General features: G+C 61.6%; 17 protein-coding genes. 16 read left to right on the top strand and 1 reads right to left on the bottom strand.

Annotated features, from left to right (window positions below; all coding sequences use genetic code 11):
• Nucleotides 1-19 precede the first annotated feature (19 nt).
• Nucleotides 20-580 (top strand): glucose PTS transporter subunit EIIB, encoded by a 561-nt coding sequence (locus tag ACMPH2_RS00665; RefSeq protein ID WP_417118424.1) that lies wholly within the window; start codon nucleotides 20-22, stop codon nucleotides 578-580.
• A gap of 259 nt (nucleotides 581-839) precedes the next feature.
• Here ACMPH2_RS00665 and ACMPH2_RS00660 read toward each other — a convergent pair whose 3' ends face one another.
• Nucleotides 840-1,559, bottom strand: coding sequence for a GntR family transcriptional regulator (locus tag ACMPH2_RS00660; RefSeq protein WP_009278586.1), 720 nt, complete (start codon nucleotides 1,557-1,559; stop codon nucleotides 840-842).
• Between the two features lie 346 nt (nucleotides 1,560-1,905).
• Here ACMPH2_RS00660 and ACMPH2_RS00655 point away from each other — a divergent pair, with 346 nt between their 5' ends.
• The 15 genes from ACMPH2_RS00655 to ACMPH2_RS00585 form a co-directional block, all read left to right on the top strand.
• Nucleotides 1,906-3,225: an ABC transporter substrate-binding protein gene (locus tag ACMPH2_RS00655; RefSeq protein WP_303132525.1), complete on the top strand. Its 1,320-nt coding sequence runs from the start codon at nucleotides 1,906-1,908 to the stop codon at nucleotides 3,223-3,225.
• An 86-nt stretch (nucleotides 3,226-3,311) separates the two neighbouring features.
• Nucleotides 3,312-4,166, top strand: a complete 855-nt coding sequence (locus ACMPH2_RS00650) for a carbohydrate ABC transporter permease (RefSeq protein ID WP_072500234.1) — start codon at nucleotides 3,312-3,314, stop codon at nucleotides 4,164-4,166.
• Nucleotides 4,166-5,005, top strand: coding sequence for a carbohydrate ABC transporter permease (locus tag ACMPH2_RS00645; RefSeq protein ID WP_009278589.1), 840 nt, complete (start codon nucleotides 4,166-4,168; stop codon nucleotides 5,003-5,005). Before ACMPH2_RS00650 ends, ACMPH2_RS00645 begins: the two co-directional genes overlap by 1 nt.
• Nucleotides 5,006-5,060: 55 nt before the next feature.
• The gene (locus ACMPH2_RS00640) at nucleotides 5,061-6,260 is read left to right on the top strand and encodes an ABC transporter ATP-binding protein (protein WP_417118342.1); all 1,200 of its coding nucleotides are present in this window, start codon (nucleotides 5,061-5,063) and stop codon (nucleotides 6,258-6,260) included.
• Between the two features lie 137 nt (nucleotides 6,261-6,397).
• Nucleotides 6,398-6,526, top strand: a complete 129-nt coding sequence (locus tag ACMPH2_RS00635; RefSeq protein WP_303132529.1) for a 4-alpha-glucanotransferase — start codon at nucleotides 6,398-6,400, stop codon at nucleotides 6,524-6,526.
• On the top strand, nucleotides 6,527-7,906 hold the full coding sequence (gene malQ, locus ACMPH2_RS00630; protein ID WP_417118423.1) for a 4-alpha-glucanotransferase: 1,380 nt from the start codon (nucleotides 6,527-6,529) through the stop codon (nucleotides 7,904-7,906).
• Between the two features lie 284 nt (nucleotides 7,907-8,190).
• Nucleotides 8,191-9,066 (top strand): MurR/RpiR family transcriptional regulator, encoded by an 876-nt coding sequence (locus ACMPH2_RS00625; protein WP_417118341.1) that lies wholly within the window; start codon nucleotides 8,191-8,193, stop codon nucleotides 9,064-9,066.
• A gap of 208 nt (nucleotides 9,067-9,274) precedes the next feature.
• Nucleotides 9,275-9,592, top strand: coding sequence for a PTS fructose transporter subunit IIB (locus tag ACMPH2_RS00620; protein WP_062531747.1), 318 nt, complete (start codon nucleotides 9,275-9,277; stop codon nucleotides 9,590-9,592).
• 63 nt (nucleotides 9,593-9,655) lie between these two features.
• Nucleotides 9,656-10,777 carry a PTS fructose transporter subunit IIC gene (locus ACMPH2_RS00615; protein WP_197414996.1) on the top strand — a complete coding sequence of 374 codons (1,122 nt, stop codon included), beginning with the start codon at nucleotides 9,656-9,658 and terminating at the stop codon, nucleotides 10,775-10,777.
• An 84-nt stretch (nucleotides 10,778-10,861) separates the two neighbouring features.
• Nucleotides 10,862-11,716: a class II fructose-bisphosphate aldolase gene (locus ACMPH2_RS00610; protein WP_417118340.1), complete on the top strand. Its 855-nt coding sequence runs from the start codon at nucleotides 10,862-10,864 to the stop codon at nucleotides 11,714-11,716.
• An 84-nt stretch (nucleotides 11,717-11,800) separates the two neighbouring features.
• A complete protein-coding gene (locus ACMPH2_RS00605) occupies nucleotides 11,801-12,703 on the top strand; it encodes a ketose-bisphosphate aldolase (protein ID WP_062531749.1) in 903 nt (300 codons plus the stop codon).
• 79 nt (nucleotides 12,704-12,782) lie between these two features.
• Complete coding sequence (locus ACMPH2_RS00600; protein WP_417118339.1) at nucleotides 12,783-13,238, top strand: PTS sugar transporter subunit IIA; 456 nt, start codon at nucleotides 12,783-12,785, stop codon at nucleotides 13,236-13,238.
• A gap of 2 nt (nucleotides 13,239-13,240) precedes the next feature.
• On the top strand, nucleotides 13,241-14,155 hold the full coding sequence (locus tag ACMPH2_RS00595) for an ROK family protein (RefSeq protein ID WP_062531750.1): 915 nt from the start codon (nucleotides 13,241-13,243) through the stop codon (nucleotides 14,153-14,155).
• A 157-nt stretch (nucleotides 14,156-14,312) separates the two neighbouring features.
• Complete coding sequence (locus tag ACMPH2_RS00590; RefSeq protein WP_417118338.1) at nucleotides 14,313-15,290, top strand: DUF975 family protein; 978 nt, start codon at nucleotides 14,313-14,315, stop codon at nucleotides 15,288-15,290.
• Between the two features lie 75 nt (nucleotides 15,291-15,365).
• Nucleotides 15,366-16,152, top strand: a 787-nt coding sequence (locus ACMPH2_RS00585) for a response regulator transcription factor (protein WP_417118337.1), incomplete at its 3' end; no start/stop codon positions are given.

The following is a 16,152-nucleotide window of genomic DNA, read 5'->3' as shown; positions in this document are numbered from 1 at the left end:
GGCCCCGCCGCTCTTCGTGATGCACGCCGCCCTCGCGGCCCTGCTCTCGATGGCGATCAACCTGTTGGGGGTCGTCGGAGTCTTCTCGGGTGGCCTGATAGAGATGTCGTCCTTCAACTTCGTCCCCCTCGCCGCCACCCACGGAGGCTCCTACCTCGCGGCCCTTGGCGTGGGTGTCTGCTTCGCCCTGCTGTACTTCGTCACGTTCCGTGCGCTCATCCTGCACTTCGACTTCCTGACTCCCGGCAGGGGAGTGGGGCCCGAGTTCGAGCTTGGAAGCAAGGGCGCCTTCCGCTCGCTCCACGGCATGGAGCAGCCGGCGGTCCCCTCTGACGACCGAGACGAGCTGGCGGCGCGCCTCCTCGAGCTCCTGGGAGGGCCGCAGAACGTGGAGGACGTGAGCTGCTGCGCCACCCGCCTGCGCGTGAGCGTGGCAGACCCTGCGCTCGTCGCCGCGGACGATGAGTTCGTGTGTGCCGGGGCCGTCGGCGTCATGCGCCGCGGACAGGCCCTGCAGGTCGTGGTGGGACTCTCCGTGGCAACGGTGCTCGAACGCCTCTGCGACCTCATCGAGGGCTGACGTCGATACGGGGGGTTGCGCGCGCCTCTCGCTCATGTGCCATGCCGCGGGAGACACGATGTGGGTGGACCTCCCTGCCGCCACAGGGGCGATGTGGGTGAGAGTAACCGCCGCAAGCCCGTTGTGGGCGCTTCTCTCCTCCGCAAGCCACCCACTTCGGTCCTCTCGCGCGGGAAGTTTCGCGGGGACGCCGCCACCCTCCCGCGCGGGGAGTTTCGCCGATTTCGCCGATTCCGCCCCCGCGCCCTCGGACCTGCCCCTAGCGCCTCGAGACCGTGTTGAAGCAGAAGGCGTCCGGATGGTGCCTGACCTGCGTGTACTCGAACATCACGCCGTCGGAGTTGTACGACTGGCTCTCCACCACCGCCACGCAGTTGTAGGGGCCGAGCTCGAGGTAGCTGCAGTCCTCGTCCGTGGCGAGCTGCACCGTGATGCTGCGTCTGCTGGTGAGGATGCGCATGCCCAGTCGCTCCTCCAGGAAGGAGTAGACCGATTCCTCGGCCACCTCTGCGGTGAGGCCGGGGGCGGCGGAGGCCAGGAAGTAGTCGTGGTCCACCTGTCGTGCCACCCCGTCGAGCGACCTCACGCGGACGACGCGCAGGAGCTCCGTGCCTTCGGCGAAGCCCGTGCGATGCGCGAGCCCCGCGCTGCAGACAACATGTTCAAATGACTTGACCGAGGTGCTGGGCTCGAGACCGTTGCGTCGTGCGTACTCGCCGAAGGACTCCACGCCCTCGAGCACGCCCTGGGTGCTGTGGTCCTTGCGCTGCCAGATGACGCGCACGCCACGGCCGTGCATGGGCTGCACGTAGGCGTCGTCCGCGAGCATCGAGAGGGCGCGCCTCAGGGCGTTGCGGGAGCAGCCGTACTCCTCGGTGAGGGTGCTCTCGGGGGGAAGAAACTCCTGGTAGGCATAGCTCCCCTCCTGGATCTTGCCCTTGAGGTCACGGTAGATCCCCTCGAAGATCGCCCTTGGCATGCCACTCTCCCTGCTCGTCTCGCCGTCCGCGTCGCGCACCCTAGCCTAACTCTGCGGCGACGGACGCCGCGCACATCCAACCCAGGGCTTCCAAAACTGCAGAAGATGGTAGCGCGACAGGGTCCGCCCCCGCCTAGGCTAGACGTCCACTAAAGCTCGTTTAGTCCGTTTATCGGCAGAATCGACCGTTCAGGTCTAAGTTGTTCAAACAAGTAGTACAGGCTAGCTATATTTGCAGTCAAGAGGGACGCGAGGCGTCCTTAGGCAAGAGGGACGCAAGGCGTCCCAGGACGTGCGGATGCCGGTGCCAGGGCGTGCCGGTGCGGGTGCTGAAGAGGAGAGAGACATGAAGGCGAACGACATCAGCAGGCGTGGCTTCATCGGCATGGGCGCGACGGGGCTCCTTGGCCTCGCGCTCGTGGGCTGTGGCAAGTCGGGCGACGCCGGCAGCGCAAGCTCCGGCAGTGGCGACGCCAAGAAGGGCTCGGTCTACTACCTCAACTTCAAGCCCGAGGCGGACGAGCAGTGGCAGGCCCTGGCCAAGGCATACACGGAAGAGACGGGCATTCCCGTGTCCGTCGTGACCGCCGCGTCCGACACCTACGAGGAGAAGCTCCAGAGCGAGATGTCCAAGAGCTCCGCCCCCACCCTCTTCCAGGTCAACGGCCCCGTGGGACTGCAGAATTGGAAGGACTACTGTCTCGACCTCAGCGGCAGCCAGGTCTACGGCGAGCTGAGCAACCCGGCCCTCGCGCTCAAGGCGGACGGCAAGGTCTACGGCATCGACTACGTCGAGGAGGACTACGGCATCATCTACAACAAGGAGCTGCTCCAGAAGGCGGGCTACTCCGAGTCTGACATCACCAGCTTCGCGAGCCTCAAGAAGGTCGCCGACGACATCCAGGCCCGCAAGGACGAGCTGGGTGTCAAGGGCGCCTTCACCAGCGCGGGCATGGACTCCAGCTCCAACTGGCGCTACACAACCCACCTCGCCAACATGCCCATCTACTACGAGCTCAAGGCCGACGGCGAGGAGGACACCGACGCCATCAAGGGCACCTACCTGCCCAACTACAAGGACATCTTCGACCTCTATATTACCGACAGCACCGTCGACCCCGCTCAGCTCGCCTCCAAGACCGGCGACGACGCGGTCAACGAGTTCGTGAACGGCGAGGCCGTCTTCTACCAGAACGGCACCTGGTCCTACAAGGACGTCAAGTCCCTGGGCGACGACAAGCTGGGCATGCTGCCCCTCTACATCGGCGCTGCGGGCGAGGAGAAGCAGGGCATGTGCTCCGGCGGCGAGAACTACTGGTGCGTGAACAGCCAGGCCTCCGCCGACGACCAGCAGGCTACCCTCGACTTCCTCTACTGGGTCGTCACCTCCGACAAGGGCACCACCGCCCTCGCCGACGGCATGGGCTTCACCTGCCCCTTCAATTCCGCCAAGGAGACCGCCAACCCCTTCGCCAAGATCGCCAAGAAGGCCGTCGAGGACGGCAAGGAGCCCGTCACCTGGGCCTTCGTCCACATTCCCTCCGAGGAATGGAAGAAGGGCCTCTCCAGCGCGCTGACCGCCTATGCCGCCGGAACCGCCGGCTGGGACGGCGTCCAGGCAGCCTTCGTGGACGGCTGGGCGAAGGAGAAGGCCGCGACCGCCTAGGCGCATCCCTCCTCCGCGATGACGTCATCCCGGGGCGGTCGGCTCGCGCGCCGCCCGCCCCTGCGACCTGAGAAGGGAACGCGTGCATGGTTAAGTCACTCAGGAAGTGGTGGCCGCTCTTCGTGCTGCCCACGGCGCTCTCGTTCGTCTTCGGCTTCGTCATCCCGTTCGCCGAGGGCGCCTACCTCTCGTTCTGCCAGTTCATCAGCATCTCCAACCCGACCTTCGTCGGCCTGAGCAACTATGCGGCCGCTCTCTCTGACCCGCAGTTCGCGCACGCCTTCTGGCTCACGGCGCTCTTCACCGTGACGGTCACTGTGCTGGTCAACGTCATAGCCCTGGCCATCGCGCTAGCCTTTACTCGCAGCCGTCTCTGGGGCACCAACGCCTTCCGCACGGTCTTCTTCATGCCCAACCTCATCGGCGGCATCGTGCTGGGCTACATCTGGCAGATTCTCATCAACTGCGTCCTGGCTAACGTCGGCCAGCAGCTCCTGGCCCTCAACACCCACGCGGGCTTCTGGGGCCTGGTGGTCCTCACCCTCTGGCAGCAGATCGGCTACATGATGATCATCTACATCGCCGGTCTGCAGTCCATCCCCAGCGACTACCTCGAGGCGGCCAAGGTGGATGGGGCCAACGCCTGGCAGACGCTGTGGAAGGTCAAGATCCCCAACCTCATGCCCACCATCACCATCTGCCTCTTCCTCACCATCACCAACGGCTTCAAGCTCTTCGACCAGAACCTCGCGCTCACGGGCGGAGAGCCGAGCCACTCGAGCGAGCTCCTCGCCCTGAACATCTACAGCACCTTCTACTCGAGGGCAGGAGCCAAGTGGATGGGCATCGGGCAGGCCAAGGCCGTCATCTTCTGCCTTCTGGTCATCGCCATCTCGCTCGTCCAGCTCAGGCTCACCAAGTCCAAGGAGGTGCAGCAGTAATGCAAAGGGAGAGAACCATCAACCGCGTGCTCTCGGCCTTCTTCACCGTGCTGAGCCTGGCGTGGGTGTACCCCATGTTCATGATCCTCATGAACTCGCTCAAGGACGAGTCGAGCATCGGGACCAGCACGGCCTTCGAGCTGGTGGGGCCCCAGAACGCGGCGGGGCTTGCGAACTACGTGAGCGCCCTCTCGAAGCAGGGCTTCGCCTCTGCCTTCGCCTACTCGCTCGTCATCACCGTGACCTCGGTCGCGCTGATACTCGTGTGCTGCTCCATGTGCGCCTGGTACGTTGTGCGCGTGAACAGCCGACTCTGCAAGGGCCTGTACTACCTCTTCGTCTTTTCGATGGTCGTGCCCTTCCAGATGCTCATGTTCACCCTCTCCAACGTGGCCGACTCCATGGGCCTCAACACGCCGTTCAACATCTGCTTCATCTACCTGGGCTTCGGCGCGGGCCTGGCGGTCTTCATGTTCGCGGGCTTCGTCAAGACGATCCCGCTCGAGATAGAGGAGGCCGCCACCATCGACGGCTGCAACCCCGTGCAGACCTTCTTTCACGTGGTGCTCCCCATCATGAAGCCCACCTACATCTCGGTCGGAATCCTCGAGACCATGTGGGTGTGGAACGACTACCTCCTGCCCTACCTGGTCCTGGACAGCACCAAGTACAAGACCATACCCATCCTGATCCAGTACTTCCGCGGCGGCTACGGCCACGTGGAGCTGGGGCCCATGATGGCCTGCATCATGATGGTCATCGTCCCCATCGTCGTGGTGTACCTGGTCTGCCAGCGCTACATCATAAGTGGCGTGGTCTCGGGCGCGGTCAAGGGCTAGTCTCGCAACTACCACGGGCGCCCGCACCGGGCGCAGGGCATGAAAGGCAAGGAAGATGGCACAGATCGTCCTCAAGAACATCAAGAAGGTCTATCCCAACGAGCGGGGCCGCCGTGGCCTCTTCGGACGCCGCCGCGAGGAGGAGCGCAAGAGCAACCTGGAGGTCACCTCCGAGGGCGTCGTGGCCGTGCAGGACTTCGATCTCACGGTGGGCGACGGCGAGTTCGTGGTGCTGGTGGGGCCCTCGGGCTGCGGCAAGTCCACCACCCTGCGCATGATCGCCGGCCTGGAGGACATCAGCTCCGGTGACCTGCTCATCGACGGCCGTCGCGTGAACGACGTGGCCCCCAAGGACCGCGACATCGCCATGGTCTTCCAGAGCTACGCCCTGTACCCAAACATGACGGTGTACGAGAACATGGCCTTCACCCTCAAGCTCAAGAAGGTCGACCCCGCCGAGATAGACCGCAAGGTCCGCGACGCCGCCGAGACCCTGGGCATCACCCCCTACCTCGACCGCAAGCCCAAGGCGCTATCGGGCGGGCAGCGCCAGCGCGTGGCCATCGGCCGTGCCATCGTGCGCGACCCCAAGGTCTTCCTCATGGACGAGCCCCTCTCCAACCTCGACGCGAAGCTGCGCAACCAGATGCGTGCCGAGCTCATCAAGCTGCGCCACAAGGTGAGCGGGACCTTCATCTACGTCACGCACGATCAGACCGAGGCCATGACCCTGGGCGACCGCATCGTGATCATGAAGGACGGCTACGTCCAGCAGATCGGCACTCCGCAGGAGGTCTTCAACCATCCCGCCAACCTCTTTGTGGCCGGCTTCATCGGCATGCCCCAGATGAACTTCTTCGACGCCCATCTGGTGCACGTGGGCAACGAGTACCACCTCGAGACGAGCGACCACGACATAGCGCTCGCCCCCCAGACCTGCAACCGCCTCTCCGAGTCTTGGGTCGATGGTACCTCCGAGGTCGTCGCCGGCGTGCGCCCCGAGCAGATCTCGCTCGCGCGCGCGGACGACCCGGACGCCATCTGGGGCACGGTCGAGGTGTCCGAGCTCATGGGCTCCACGGTCCACGTGCATGTGACGGTCGAGGGCAGCGAGCTCGTCCTGGTCATCCCCACGGTCGACTTCGAACGCGAGGGCGGCAGCTTCGCCGACGGCGAGCGCATCTCCTTCAAGTTCGACCAGAACGCCATCCACCTCTTCGACAAGCAGAGCGGCAACAACCTCGTCAGGCCGTAGCCGCGACTCTCTCTGCGGCTCGGCTTAAGGACCCCGGCCTGCCTGCTCGGGCCGGGGCCACGGCCTGGGAAAACGACACGACGACGTCGCCCGCGCCAAGCTATCGTGGGAGACATGGCGGCGAGAGGAGCTGGGACATGGAGCGTGCGAGCGGAATCCTGCTGCCGGCGTTCTCGCTGCCCGGGCCGGGGGGCATCGGCGGCTTCGGGCGCACGGCGAGAGAGTTCGTGGACTTTCTCGCCCGGAGCCGCCAGCGCTACTGGTAGCTGCTCCCCCTGACCACCACGAGCTACGGGGACTCCCCCTACCAGTCGTTCTCGGCGCATGCGGGAAACCCCAACCTCGTCGACCTCGAGGGGCTCGTGCGCGAGGGCTGGCTCGAGGAGGGCGAGCTCGAATCGGCGGAGCTGGGGGACGACCCCTGTCGCATCGACTACGGGGCCGTCTTCCGCGGACGCAGGATCTTGCTGGAGCGCGCGCTGCCCCGCTTCCTGGCCGCCCCGCCCGAGGACCTGGACGCCTTCGTCCGCGCGAGTGACCCCTGGCTCGCGCCCTACTGCCAGTTCATGGTCTGCAAGGAGGAGTTCGGCCTCGGGCCCTTCTGGGAGTGGCCGGAGGAGTTCCGCCGCCCCGGCCCTGCGGTCGACGCCCTCTGTGCAGAGCGGCGCGAGCGCTACCTCTACCACCAGATGACCCAGTACCTCTTCTTCGGCCAGTGGTCCCGCCTCAAGGGCTACGCCAACGGGCGCGGCGTGCGTGTCATAGGCGACATCCCCATCTACGTCCCGCGCGACTCGGCCGAGATGTGGTCTGCCCCCGAGCTCTTCATGACGGACGAGACGGGCGCGCCCGCGCTGGTCGCGGGGACGCCGCCCGACCAGTTCTCGGCCACGGGCCAGTACTGGGGCAATCCCATCTACGACTGGAAGCGCATGGGGGCCGATGGCTACTCTTGGTGGGTCGAGCGCCTGAGGTCGAGCCTCGAGCTCTATGACCTGGTCAGGATCGACCATTTCCGCGGCTTCGAGTCGTACTGGGGCGTGCCCTTCGGGGCGGCGAGCTCGGCCGCCGGGTCCTGGCGCCAGGGGCCGGGCATCTGCCTCTTCGAGCGCGTCAGGCAGGAGCTGGGCGAGCTTCCCATCATCGCCGAGGACCTGGGCTTCATGACCCCGGAGGTCCTTGCCCTGCGCGACGCGACGGGCTACCCGGGCATGAAGATCCTGCAGTTTGGCTTCGACGGCCGAAACGACTCGTACTACCTGCCCCACCACTACCTGCCCAACACCGTCGCCTACGTGGGAACGCATGACAACATGACCGCGCGCGGCTGGGAACGGGACGCGGCCAGCGCCGAGCAGCTCGCCCAGGCGCGGCGCTACCTGCACCAGGCGCCCGGCGAGCCGCTGTCTGCGGCGATGAACCGCGGCATCGCCGCATCCGTGAGCGACACCTGCATCTATTCCATGCAGGACCTCCTCGACCTGGGCAACGAGGCACGCATCAACGTGCCGTCGACCCTGGGCGGCAACTGGAGCTGGCGCATGCGAGAGGGGGCCCTGACGCGGGAGCTGGAGGAGCGGCTCCTCGAGCTCACCCGGACCTACTGTCGCGTTCCCGGCGCGGGGGACCCGCCCCTGCCGCAGTAGGACGCTTGGGCTGGCGGCGTGCAAGTATTATTGGAAAGCGACTGACAGGTTCGGACTGAGTGACCAACGTTGTGTCATACGGCGCATCGAATTCAATACGTTACTGCTCTTTCGAAGGCAGACATGGAATCGGCTACTGTTGTCTGACGCTCATTCCTAATGCCGTATGTCGGATTACTGCGATTCAACCAAGGAAACCACCCGCGTATCCTATTCGTACAAACTAATTTATTGCCAAGGGGATAAGGTTATCCCGTCAGAAGTCTCTGCGGGAAAGCCTTCTTATGAATAGAAACCTGGGTATCGTCGATCAGATCTATGGAATGTATGGCGCCCTAACGGAGACTGAGCAGCGTGTGGCCGATTACATCGTGCGACATCTGGTCGAGACCACTTACCTCTCTGTGCGAGAGATCGCAAGAGAGAGCATGTCATCCCCTGCAACAGTGTCACGCTTTGTCAAGAGCCTCGGTTTCGATAGCTTTGCCGATCTCAGGCTTGCGCTTGCTGCGGAGGCATCTCGCGCTTCGGAGGCCCCTGCTGCAGATGTCGCAAAGGAAGTCGACGCAGATGACATTCGCGGGTCGGTGGAGTTCATCCTTGCGACAAAAGTCCAAGAGCTTCGCTCGACTGTGGCAGCCATCAATGAGGATGAAATGAAGAGAGCAATTCAGCTCATTCTCAACGCAAACAACGTGGTGTTCGGGGCTGTAGGAAATTCAATACCCATCTGTGAGAATCTCTCCTTCAAGTTTGGGCAGATAGGCATTCGATCCTTCTGTGGGGCTACATCGGAGTCGATGATTCTTTCTTCGATGGCACTAAGGCATGACGACGTGCTCATCCTAATCTCCTCCTCGGGCTATTCGAAGCGCCTGGAGGTTATGGTGGACAATGCAGAGGATGCCAATGCTCCAGTCATTTTCATCACTTCGAACCCCACTTCGTCGCTTGCGGAGCGAAGCACCGTTGTTTTGCAGGCTGTGTCTGGGGATCAAATGCTCTCTGGCGTTCAGTTCTCCTCTCATGTTCCCTTCGACTTTCTTGCAGAGACTATCTTTGCTCTGACGCTTTCGAGCGTACAGTTTGCCTCCGAACGCACGCAGATCGAGCACAAGAGCTTAGGTTTCGACAAGGATTTGCCGGTGACCATTGGCTAGCTGGCACGCCTCTCATAGTTCCTGTTGCCAACGGAAACCGCTCGTCGGGAAAAGTTGACCGCTGACATCTCCCATATTCGTGATGGTACAATATTCCAAAAAATAAAATATAGTGAAACACAGTTTCACAAACCCATTTGCAGGGGTTGCATAGTCGACGTGCACTCAGCTTCAGAGGGTAATTTTGTACAGGGGAGAGGAGACGATTATGAAGATCGTTGGCATCTGTGCGTGCTGCAGTGGTATCGCACACACCTACATGGCGAGAGAGGCAATTGTGAGTGCCGCGCAGGCAGCTGGCGACGAGATTCACATGGAGACCCAGGGCACTATTGGCGTTGAAAACGAGCTGACTGCGGAGCAAATTGCCGAGGCAGATTGCGTGCTTCTGTGTGTCGACGTGCACGTTGAGGGCACGGAGCGCTTCAGCAGCAAGAAGGTCATGAAGATTCCAACGGACCTCGCGATTAAGGCGCCAAAGCAGATTATCCAGAAGCTTCATGAGGAGCTCTCTAAGCAAGCTTAGACGTCTGCGCATGTAAAAGAAGTCGTTCACAGGCATTGCTCATACATAGAGGAAGGATATGTAATGGCTTCGGAATTGAAGAAAGTCGACATAAAGGCGGCAATACTTACTGCCATTGGATACCTGCTTCCGTTGGTCGTCGCTTCTGGCCTGCTCATCGCCATTGGTAACCTTGCGGGTGGGCAGAACCTCACCATTGATGGCGAGAACATCAAGACGGTCTCTGACCTCTTGGCAGCGATGACCGTTCCTAGCGCACTGACCACCATGGGCGTCCTAGGCATGGGGCTGCTGCCCGCTTTCATCTCGGGTTATACCGCTTTTGCCATTGCGGACCGCCCCGGTATTGCCCCTGGCTTCATCATGGGTATGGTTGCCAATGTTCTGGGCGCCGGTTTCCTGGGTGGTTTGATTGGCGGCATCCTTGCCGGTTATATTGCGCTCATCTGTGAGACCTACATTAAGCCTCCCAAATGGGCCCAGGCACTCATGCCCATGATGATCGTTCCCACCCTTACGGCAATCTGCGCGGGCCTGTTGATGATCTTCCTGCTGGGAGGTCCCATTTCTGCCCTGACTGCAGCTCTCACCTCCTTCATCAAGGGGCTTGACCAGAGCCAGAAGCTTGCCTACGGTTTCATTCTAGGCCTTATTCAGCACCTTGACTACGGCGGTGCAATTTCCAAGGTTCCCAACCTCATCTGTGACGGCATGATGGCAGATGGAATTTATGGCCCCGAGGCAGTCAAGGTCCTTGGCTCCATGGTTCCTCCTTTTGGCGTGGCACTCGCGCTCGTGCTCTCCAAGGCCATTAAGAAGCCCATCTTTTACAAGGAGGAAGAAGAGAACATCAAGGTTGCCTTCCCCATGGGAATCTGCATGATTACCGAAGGCGTCATTCCCATCGCCATGAATGATCTGGTTCGCACCGTTATTGCTACCGCTCTTGGTGATGCAACGTGTGGTGCCATTGCCTTCTCCATGGGAGTGGAGTCCCGCGTTCCCTCCGGCGGCATGTTCGTGGTGCCCGCAATGACTAATCCCGGCTGGGCCCTGGTTGCCCTGGCGGCAGGCTCTGCTGTAACCGCCGTCCTCCTGATCCTCCTCAAGAAGCGTGTCGATCCCGAGAAGGAGAAGCTGGTGGAGGAAGAGGAAGTCGATCTTTCTAGCCTGAGCTTCGAGTAGCGGCAATGGGGCGTGAGGTAAGTGGCCTCACGCCCTCACTAGACCGACCGTCCGCATATTGAGCATAGAGAGGACATCAAATTCATGTACGTTTCCATGCGCGAAATGCTCCGAAAGGCAAATGAAGGCTCATATGCGGTGATGGCAATTAACGCCTTCAACATCGAGAGCACTCATGGCATCATCCAGGCTGCAGAGGCAATGAGGTCTCCCATCATCATTGACCTGCTGCAAGATCATCTGAAGAGCATTGTCGATTGCAACCTCATCACGAATCCCATCATCCGTATGGCACAGGATTCACCTGTTCCCGTTGCCCTCAATCTTGATCACGGAAGCGATGTGCGGCATCTCAAGCGTTGCGTGCACGAGGGGTTTTCCAGTGTCATGGTTGACGCTTCGGCACTTCCCTTTGAGGATAACGTCCGCGTGACGCGTGATGTGGTGAGCTTCGCGGAGCCCTATGGGGCAAGCGTCGAAGCAGAAGTTGGCAACATGGGTTTAGTGGGCGAGGGCTCTGGATTTACCGACGCGGACATGTATACCGAACCAGAAGCTGCCATCAGCTTTATCAAAGAGACGGGTGTCGATGCGCTTGCCGTCTCGTATGGTTCGACGCACGGTAACTATCCAGAGGGTTATGTGCCAACCTTCCACTTTGACATAGTGGAGAGGATTAAGGAGGCCACGGGTTGCCCGCTGGTACTGCACGGCGGCTCTGGCGCTGGTGCTGAGAACATAAAGCGCTCGCTTGAGGTGGGCATCAACAAGATCAACGTCGGTACCGACTACATGAATGCCCAGCGTGAGTTCGTACGCCAAGCCCTTGCTGCAGACCCCGAATTGGACTATCCGAGCCTTGCTACGCGAGCTGCAGAGGCGGGCGGGGAGGTTCTCAAGCGATATATCGAGCTTGCGGGATCTGCCAACAAGGCCTAGGCCGTTGCAAGTCATGTATAGACGCTCCTGCTTGTGGAACGCAAAGACGGCACGTTAGACATAATTAAGAGAAAGAAGACGCACATGCTGTTGAATATGAGCCAAATGCTTGAGGTTGCCAAGCAGAATCACTTTGCGGTGGGGGCCTATAACGTCTCCGAATCCAACCTCTTCCGTACCGTTGTGGAGGCAGCCGAGGAGAATGATTCGCCGGCGATCATTGCGGTGCATCCTACGGAGCTTGCCTATTGCAAGGATGACTTCGTGAAGTACATGGTCGCCCGCGTCTCCAACAGCCCTGTGCCATTCGTGATTCATATGGATCACGGCGACTCGATCGAGAGCATCATGCGTGCTGTTCATGTGGGCTTCAGCTCCGTGATGATTGATGCTTCTCTGCTTCCCCTCGAGGAGAACATCACGAAGACCGCAGAGGTAGTTCGCTACTGCCATATGGTTGATGTGTCAGTGGAGGGTGAGCTGGGCACCATCGGAAACACTGGCGTGACCATCGAGGGCGGTGTCACCGAGGTGCAATACACGGATCCCGCTGATGCGAAGCGTTTTATCGCGGAGACGGGCGTCGACACACTGGCTGTTGCCATTGGCACCTGCCATGGCATCTATCCCGAGGGGGTTACTCCAAAGATTCGCATCGACGTCCTCGAGCAGATCAAGGAGGTAGTTGACATCCCTCTGGTGCTGCATGGCGGTTCCAGCAACCCTGACGCCGAGATTGCCGAGGCGGTGCGCGTAGGCATCCAGAAGGTCAACATCTCCTCTGACTACAAGCATGCGTTCTTTGCCAAGGCGCGTGAGATTCTTTCTCAGCCTAATTCAGGTTGGGATCCCAACAACCTCTTCCCCGAGTGCATTGAGGCGGGCAAGCAGGTGCTCAAGCACAAGATGGAGCTTTTTGACAGCGTGGGTAAGGCTGCGCTCTACCGTGAGGCGGGTATTGCTCAGTGGAGGCAGAAGCTGAACTAGCTTCCCATATGCTTGATGGGGCCTCCTCGCCTGCGCGTCGGGGCTCCATTTTTATATAGAGAAAGCGAGTGATGTGACCATGAGTAAGTTCATGAGCGCGGCAAACGTCTTCCTTGATTTGGATATAAAAAGCAGGGAGGAAATGCTTGAGTTCCTCTCGCGCAAGGCTGTTGAGCTGGGTCTGGCGGATTCCGTGAAGGAAACTCTGTCAGCCTTCAAGTTCCGCGAGGAGGAGGGTACAACCGGACTTACAAACGGCTTTGCAATTCCCCATGCCAAGGACAAGGTCATCAAAAGTGCCGGCGTCGTTGTTGCTTGCACCAAGGAACCGATGGACTGGCCCTCCTTTGATGATCAGCCTGTTGATATTTGCATCGCTCTATACGTGCCCGAGATTGAGGCCGGAACGACACACCTCAAGCTTCTTTCCCAGACTGCCGTTCTACTGATGAAGGAGGAGTTCCGAGAGGCCGTGAGGCGGCCTGCGGATCCCGCTGCAATTGCCATGCTCATCAATGAGGGATTGGAAGGCTAAATATGGCGCTCATCCAGAGCGGAATAGAGTCTGCCTCCGCGCCTCGCATTGGGGCACTTGAAGCGGGCGGCACGAAAATGGTTCTTGCCGTGGGAACTGCCGACGGGGAAATCATGGAAAGGGCGGAGATTCCAACGACCCTTCCCGAGGAGTGCGTGCCGCATATGATCGGTTGGTTCCATGCGCGCAAAGTGGATGCACTGGGAGTCGGCGCTTTTGGCCCAACACGTGTAAATCCTGAAGCGGCAGACTTTGGTTACGTGCTGGATACCCCCAAGCCTGGTTGGAAGGGCTACGACTTCTACGGAGAGCTCAAGAAAGGCCTAGACGTTCCCATTGGCTATGATACTGACGTGAACGTTGCCTGCTTGGGTGAGGCTAGGTTTGGAGCAGCCCAAGGACTAACCCATGTGGTCTACATAACAGTTGGCACGGGAATCGGCGCGGGAGTGCTCGTCGACGGAAAGCTCCTGCATGGTTTATTGCATCCCGAGGCTGGTCACATGTTAGTGGCGCGCCAGCCCGAAGATGAGTTACAAAGTGTCTGCCCCTACCATTTGAGTTGCCTGGAGGGGCTGGCATCTGGTCCTGCCATCGAAGCGCGGTGGGGGGAGCCCGCCAACGCACTTGCAGATAGAGTTGAAGTATGGGAGCTCGAGAGTGACTATCTTGCCCAAGCAATTGCCAACTATGTGCTTTGCTACTCTCCCCAGCGTATCGTGCTGGGTGGTGGGGTAATGAAGCAGTCCCAGCTCTTCCCTCTGGTCCGTGCAAAAGCGCTCAAGAACTTAAACGGTTACATCTCGACGAATGACCTGGGAAGCATGGAGTCCTACATCATAGAGGCAGGCTGCGGTGGCAACCAGGGAATCCTTGGTTGTCTGGAACTGGGCAGAAGGGTACTTTGTCGATCGTAGTGGCGGCTGCCTTGAAGTGTCATCAGCGAGCCCCAAGCGTCTACGTAGTCGCTTGGGGCTCGTGTCTTAAGGCAACGTTATGGTTTGGCTCACGTTTCCCTCAGGGTCGTGGCCCATCATGGGCTTGCAACCGAAGGACCCCGTCTAAGGAGACGTCATGTGGGAACGCAGCGAGCTCAAGGAGAAGGGCAAGGCCAGCCTCAGGGCCAACTACTGGAAGACCGTCCTGGTGGCGCTCGTGGTCACCTTCGTGATCGGCGGCGGCGCCGGGGGAGCCAGCGCGTTCAGCTCGGCGGCGAGCGGCATGGCCGCCCTCATGGGGCTCGGGCCCGCCGCCTCGACCTCGGAGCAGCACTATGAGCTGGAGGAGAGCACCGAGGCCGAGCACGGACACGAGGAAGGCACGGATTCCTCCGCGGGCAGGAACGACGCATCGGCGTCCGCCGGAAGGGACTCCGGCATCGCCTCCTCCACCCCGGTGGCAGAGCGCCAGGACGCGGGCGAGGAGCTCGGCTCCGCGCAGATGGCGGCGGTGTTCCTGCCCCTGGTGATCCTGTTCTGCCTCTTCATGCTGCTGGTGGTCGTGGCCATAATCGCCCTGGACATCCTGGTCCTTCAGCCCCTGCTGGTGGGCACGTCTCGCTTCTTCCTGAGGAACCTCAACCAGCGCGCCGAGGTGGGCGAGTGCGGGCGGGGCTTCGACCGCAACTACGCGGAGAACGTGAAGACCCTCTTCTTCCGCGAGCTCTACGTCTTCCTGTGGAGCCTCCTGCTCGTGGTCCCCGGCATCGTCAAGAGCTACGAGTACCGCATGATCCCGTACCTGCTCGCCGACGACCCCAAGCTGACCCGCGAGGAGGCCTTCGCCCAGAGCAAGGCCCTCATGGACGGCAACAAGTGGAAGGCCTTCGTGCTCGACCTCTCGTTCTTGGGCTGGGACCTGCTCTCGCTCGCGACCCTGGGCATTCTGGACGTCTTCTATGTGGCGCCCTACAGGCAGATGACCTACGCCGCCCTCTACGAGGCGCTGCGCTACGGGAGCGACTCCCGCGTGCTGCCGGTGGCGTCCGACGAGGCCGCGCCCGTCGCACCCGACCAGTCTTCACCCGTCGCGCCTGAGGGGCTGCAGGGCTAGCCTGCCAGCGCTACCATCGAATGTCCAAGGCCGCCCGGACTCGAGGTCCGGGCGGCGCGCGCGAAGGGAGCAGGGATGGCCGGGGACGGACTCCACACGGTCCTCGTCGCCGACGACGAGGACGAGATACGCGAGGTGCTGCGCCTCTACCTCCAGAACGCGGGCTACCGCGTCGCCGAGGCGGCCGACGGCAGGGAGGCCCTGCGCCTCCTACGCGAGGAGCCCGTCGACATCTGCCTCCTGGACATCATGATGCCGCAGCTCGACGGCTACGAGGTGCTGAGGCAGCTGCGCGCGGAGCGACCCACGCCCGTGGTGCTCATCTCCGCCAAGGGCCAGGATGCCGAGAAGGTCATCGGCCTCGACCTGGGTGCCGACGACTACCTGGTGAAGCCCTTCAGCCCGCTCGAAGCGGTGGCGCGGGTCAACTCGCTCATGCGCCGCGTGTACGACATCGACGCCCGACCGCTGCCCTCGGGCGGAGGGGCCGTGCGGACGACGTCGTCCCTGCCCGTCTCGCCGAGGCTTGTGGTGCGCGACCTGGAGCTGGATCTCGACGCCTGCCGTCTCACCCGGGCGGGGGAGGCGGTGGAGCTCACACCGGTCGAGTACCGGATCATGGAGCTCATGATGTCCCACCCCGGCAGGGTCTTCACCAAGAGGCAGATTTACGAGGCCGGGTGGGAGGAGCGCTACCTCGCGGCAGAGAACAACGTGATGGTCTGCATCAGCAAGCTGCGCGCCAAGCTCTCGGACGAGCCGGGCGCCTACATCAGCACGGTGCGCGGCCTGGGATACAGGCTCGAGGGGTCGGGGACGCCATGGTCCAAGGCGAGAGTGACGCGCGTCGCGGGGGCGGGGG

It is taken from the genome of Olsenella phocaeensis, from assembly GCF_048189965.1.
GTDB classification, from domain to species: domain Bacteria; phylum Actinomycetota; class Coriobacteriia; order Coriobacteriales; family Atopobiaceae; genus Olsenella_I; species Olsenella_I phocaeensis.
The sequence above is the reverse complement of the archived record's forward strand: the minus strand, read 5'-3'. Positions and strand labels throughout refer to the sequence as shown.

What these genes read in the sequence shown, in the direction of transcription:
- ACMPH2_RS00665 (WP_417118424.1), top strand. Translation starts at nt 20, where the DNA reads ATGCACGCCGCCCTCGCGGCCCTGCTCTCGATGGCGATCAACCTGTTG.
- ACMPH2_RS00660 (WP_009278586.1), bottom strand. Translation starts at nt 1,559, where the DNA reads ATGCCAAGGGCGATCTTCGAGGGGATCTACCGTGACCTCAAGGGCAAG.
- ACMPH2_RS00655 (WP_303132525.1), top strand. Translation starts at nt 1,906, where the DNA reads ATGAAGGCGAACGACATCAGCAGGCGTGGCTTCATCGGCATGGGCGCG.
- ACMPH2_RS00650 (WP_072500234.1), top strand. Translation starts at nt 3,312, where the DNA reads ATGGTTAAGTCACTCAGGAAGTGGTGGCCGCTCTTCGTGCTGCCCACG.
- ACMPH2_RS00645 (WP_009278589.1), top strand. Translation starts at nt 4,166, where the DNA reads ATGCAAAGGGAGAGAACCATCAACCGCGTGCTCTCGGCCTTCTTCACC.
- ACMPH2_RS00640 (WP_417118342.1), top strand. Translation starts at nt 5,061, where the DNA reads ATGGCACAGATCGTCCTCAAGAACATCAAGAAGGTCTATCCCAACGAG.
- ACMPH2_RS00635 (WP_303132529.1), top strand. Translation starts at nt 6,398, where the DNA reads ATGGAGCGTGCGAGCGGAATCCTGCTGCCGGCGTTCTCGCTGCCCGGG.
- ACMPH2_RS00625 (WP_417118341.1), top strand. Translation starts at nt 8,191, where the DNA reads ATGAATAGAAACCTGGGTATCGTCGATCAGATCTATGGAATGTATGGC.
- ACMPH2_RS00620 (WP_062531747.1), top strand. Translation starts at nt 9,275, where the DNA reads ATGAAGATCGTTGGCATCTGTGCGTGCTGCAGTGGTATCGCACACACC.
- ACMPH2_RS00615 (WP_197414996.1), top strand. Translation starts at nt 9,656, where the DNA reads ATGGCTTCGGAATTGAAGAAAGTCGACATAAAGGCGGCAATACTTACT.
- ACMPH2_RS00610 (WP_417118340.1), top strand. Translation starts at nt 10,862, where the DNA reads ATGTACGTTTCCATGCGCGAAATGCTCCGAAAGGCAAATGAAGGCTCA.
- ACMPH2_RS00605 (WP_062531749.1), top strand. Translation starts at nt 11,801, where the DNA reads ATGCTGTTGAATATGAGCCAAATGCTTGAGGTTGCCAAGCAGAATCAC.
- ACMPH2_RS00600 (WP_417118339.1), top strand. Translation starts at nt 12,783, where the DNA reads ATGAGTAAGTTCATGAGCGCGGCAAACGTCTTCCTTGATTTGGATATA.
- ACMPH2_RS00595 (WP_062531750.1), top strand. Translation starts at nt 13,241, where the DNA reads ATGGCGCTCATCCAGAGCGGAATAGAGTCTGCCTCCGCGCCTCGCATT.
- ACMPH2_RS00590 (WP_417118338.1), top strand. Translation starts at nt 14,313, where the DNA reads ATGTGGGAACGCAGCGAGCTCAAGGAGAAGGGCAAGGCCAGCCTCAGG.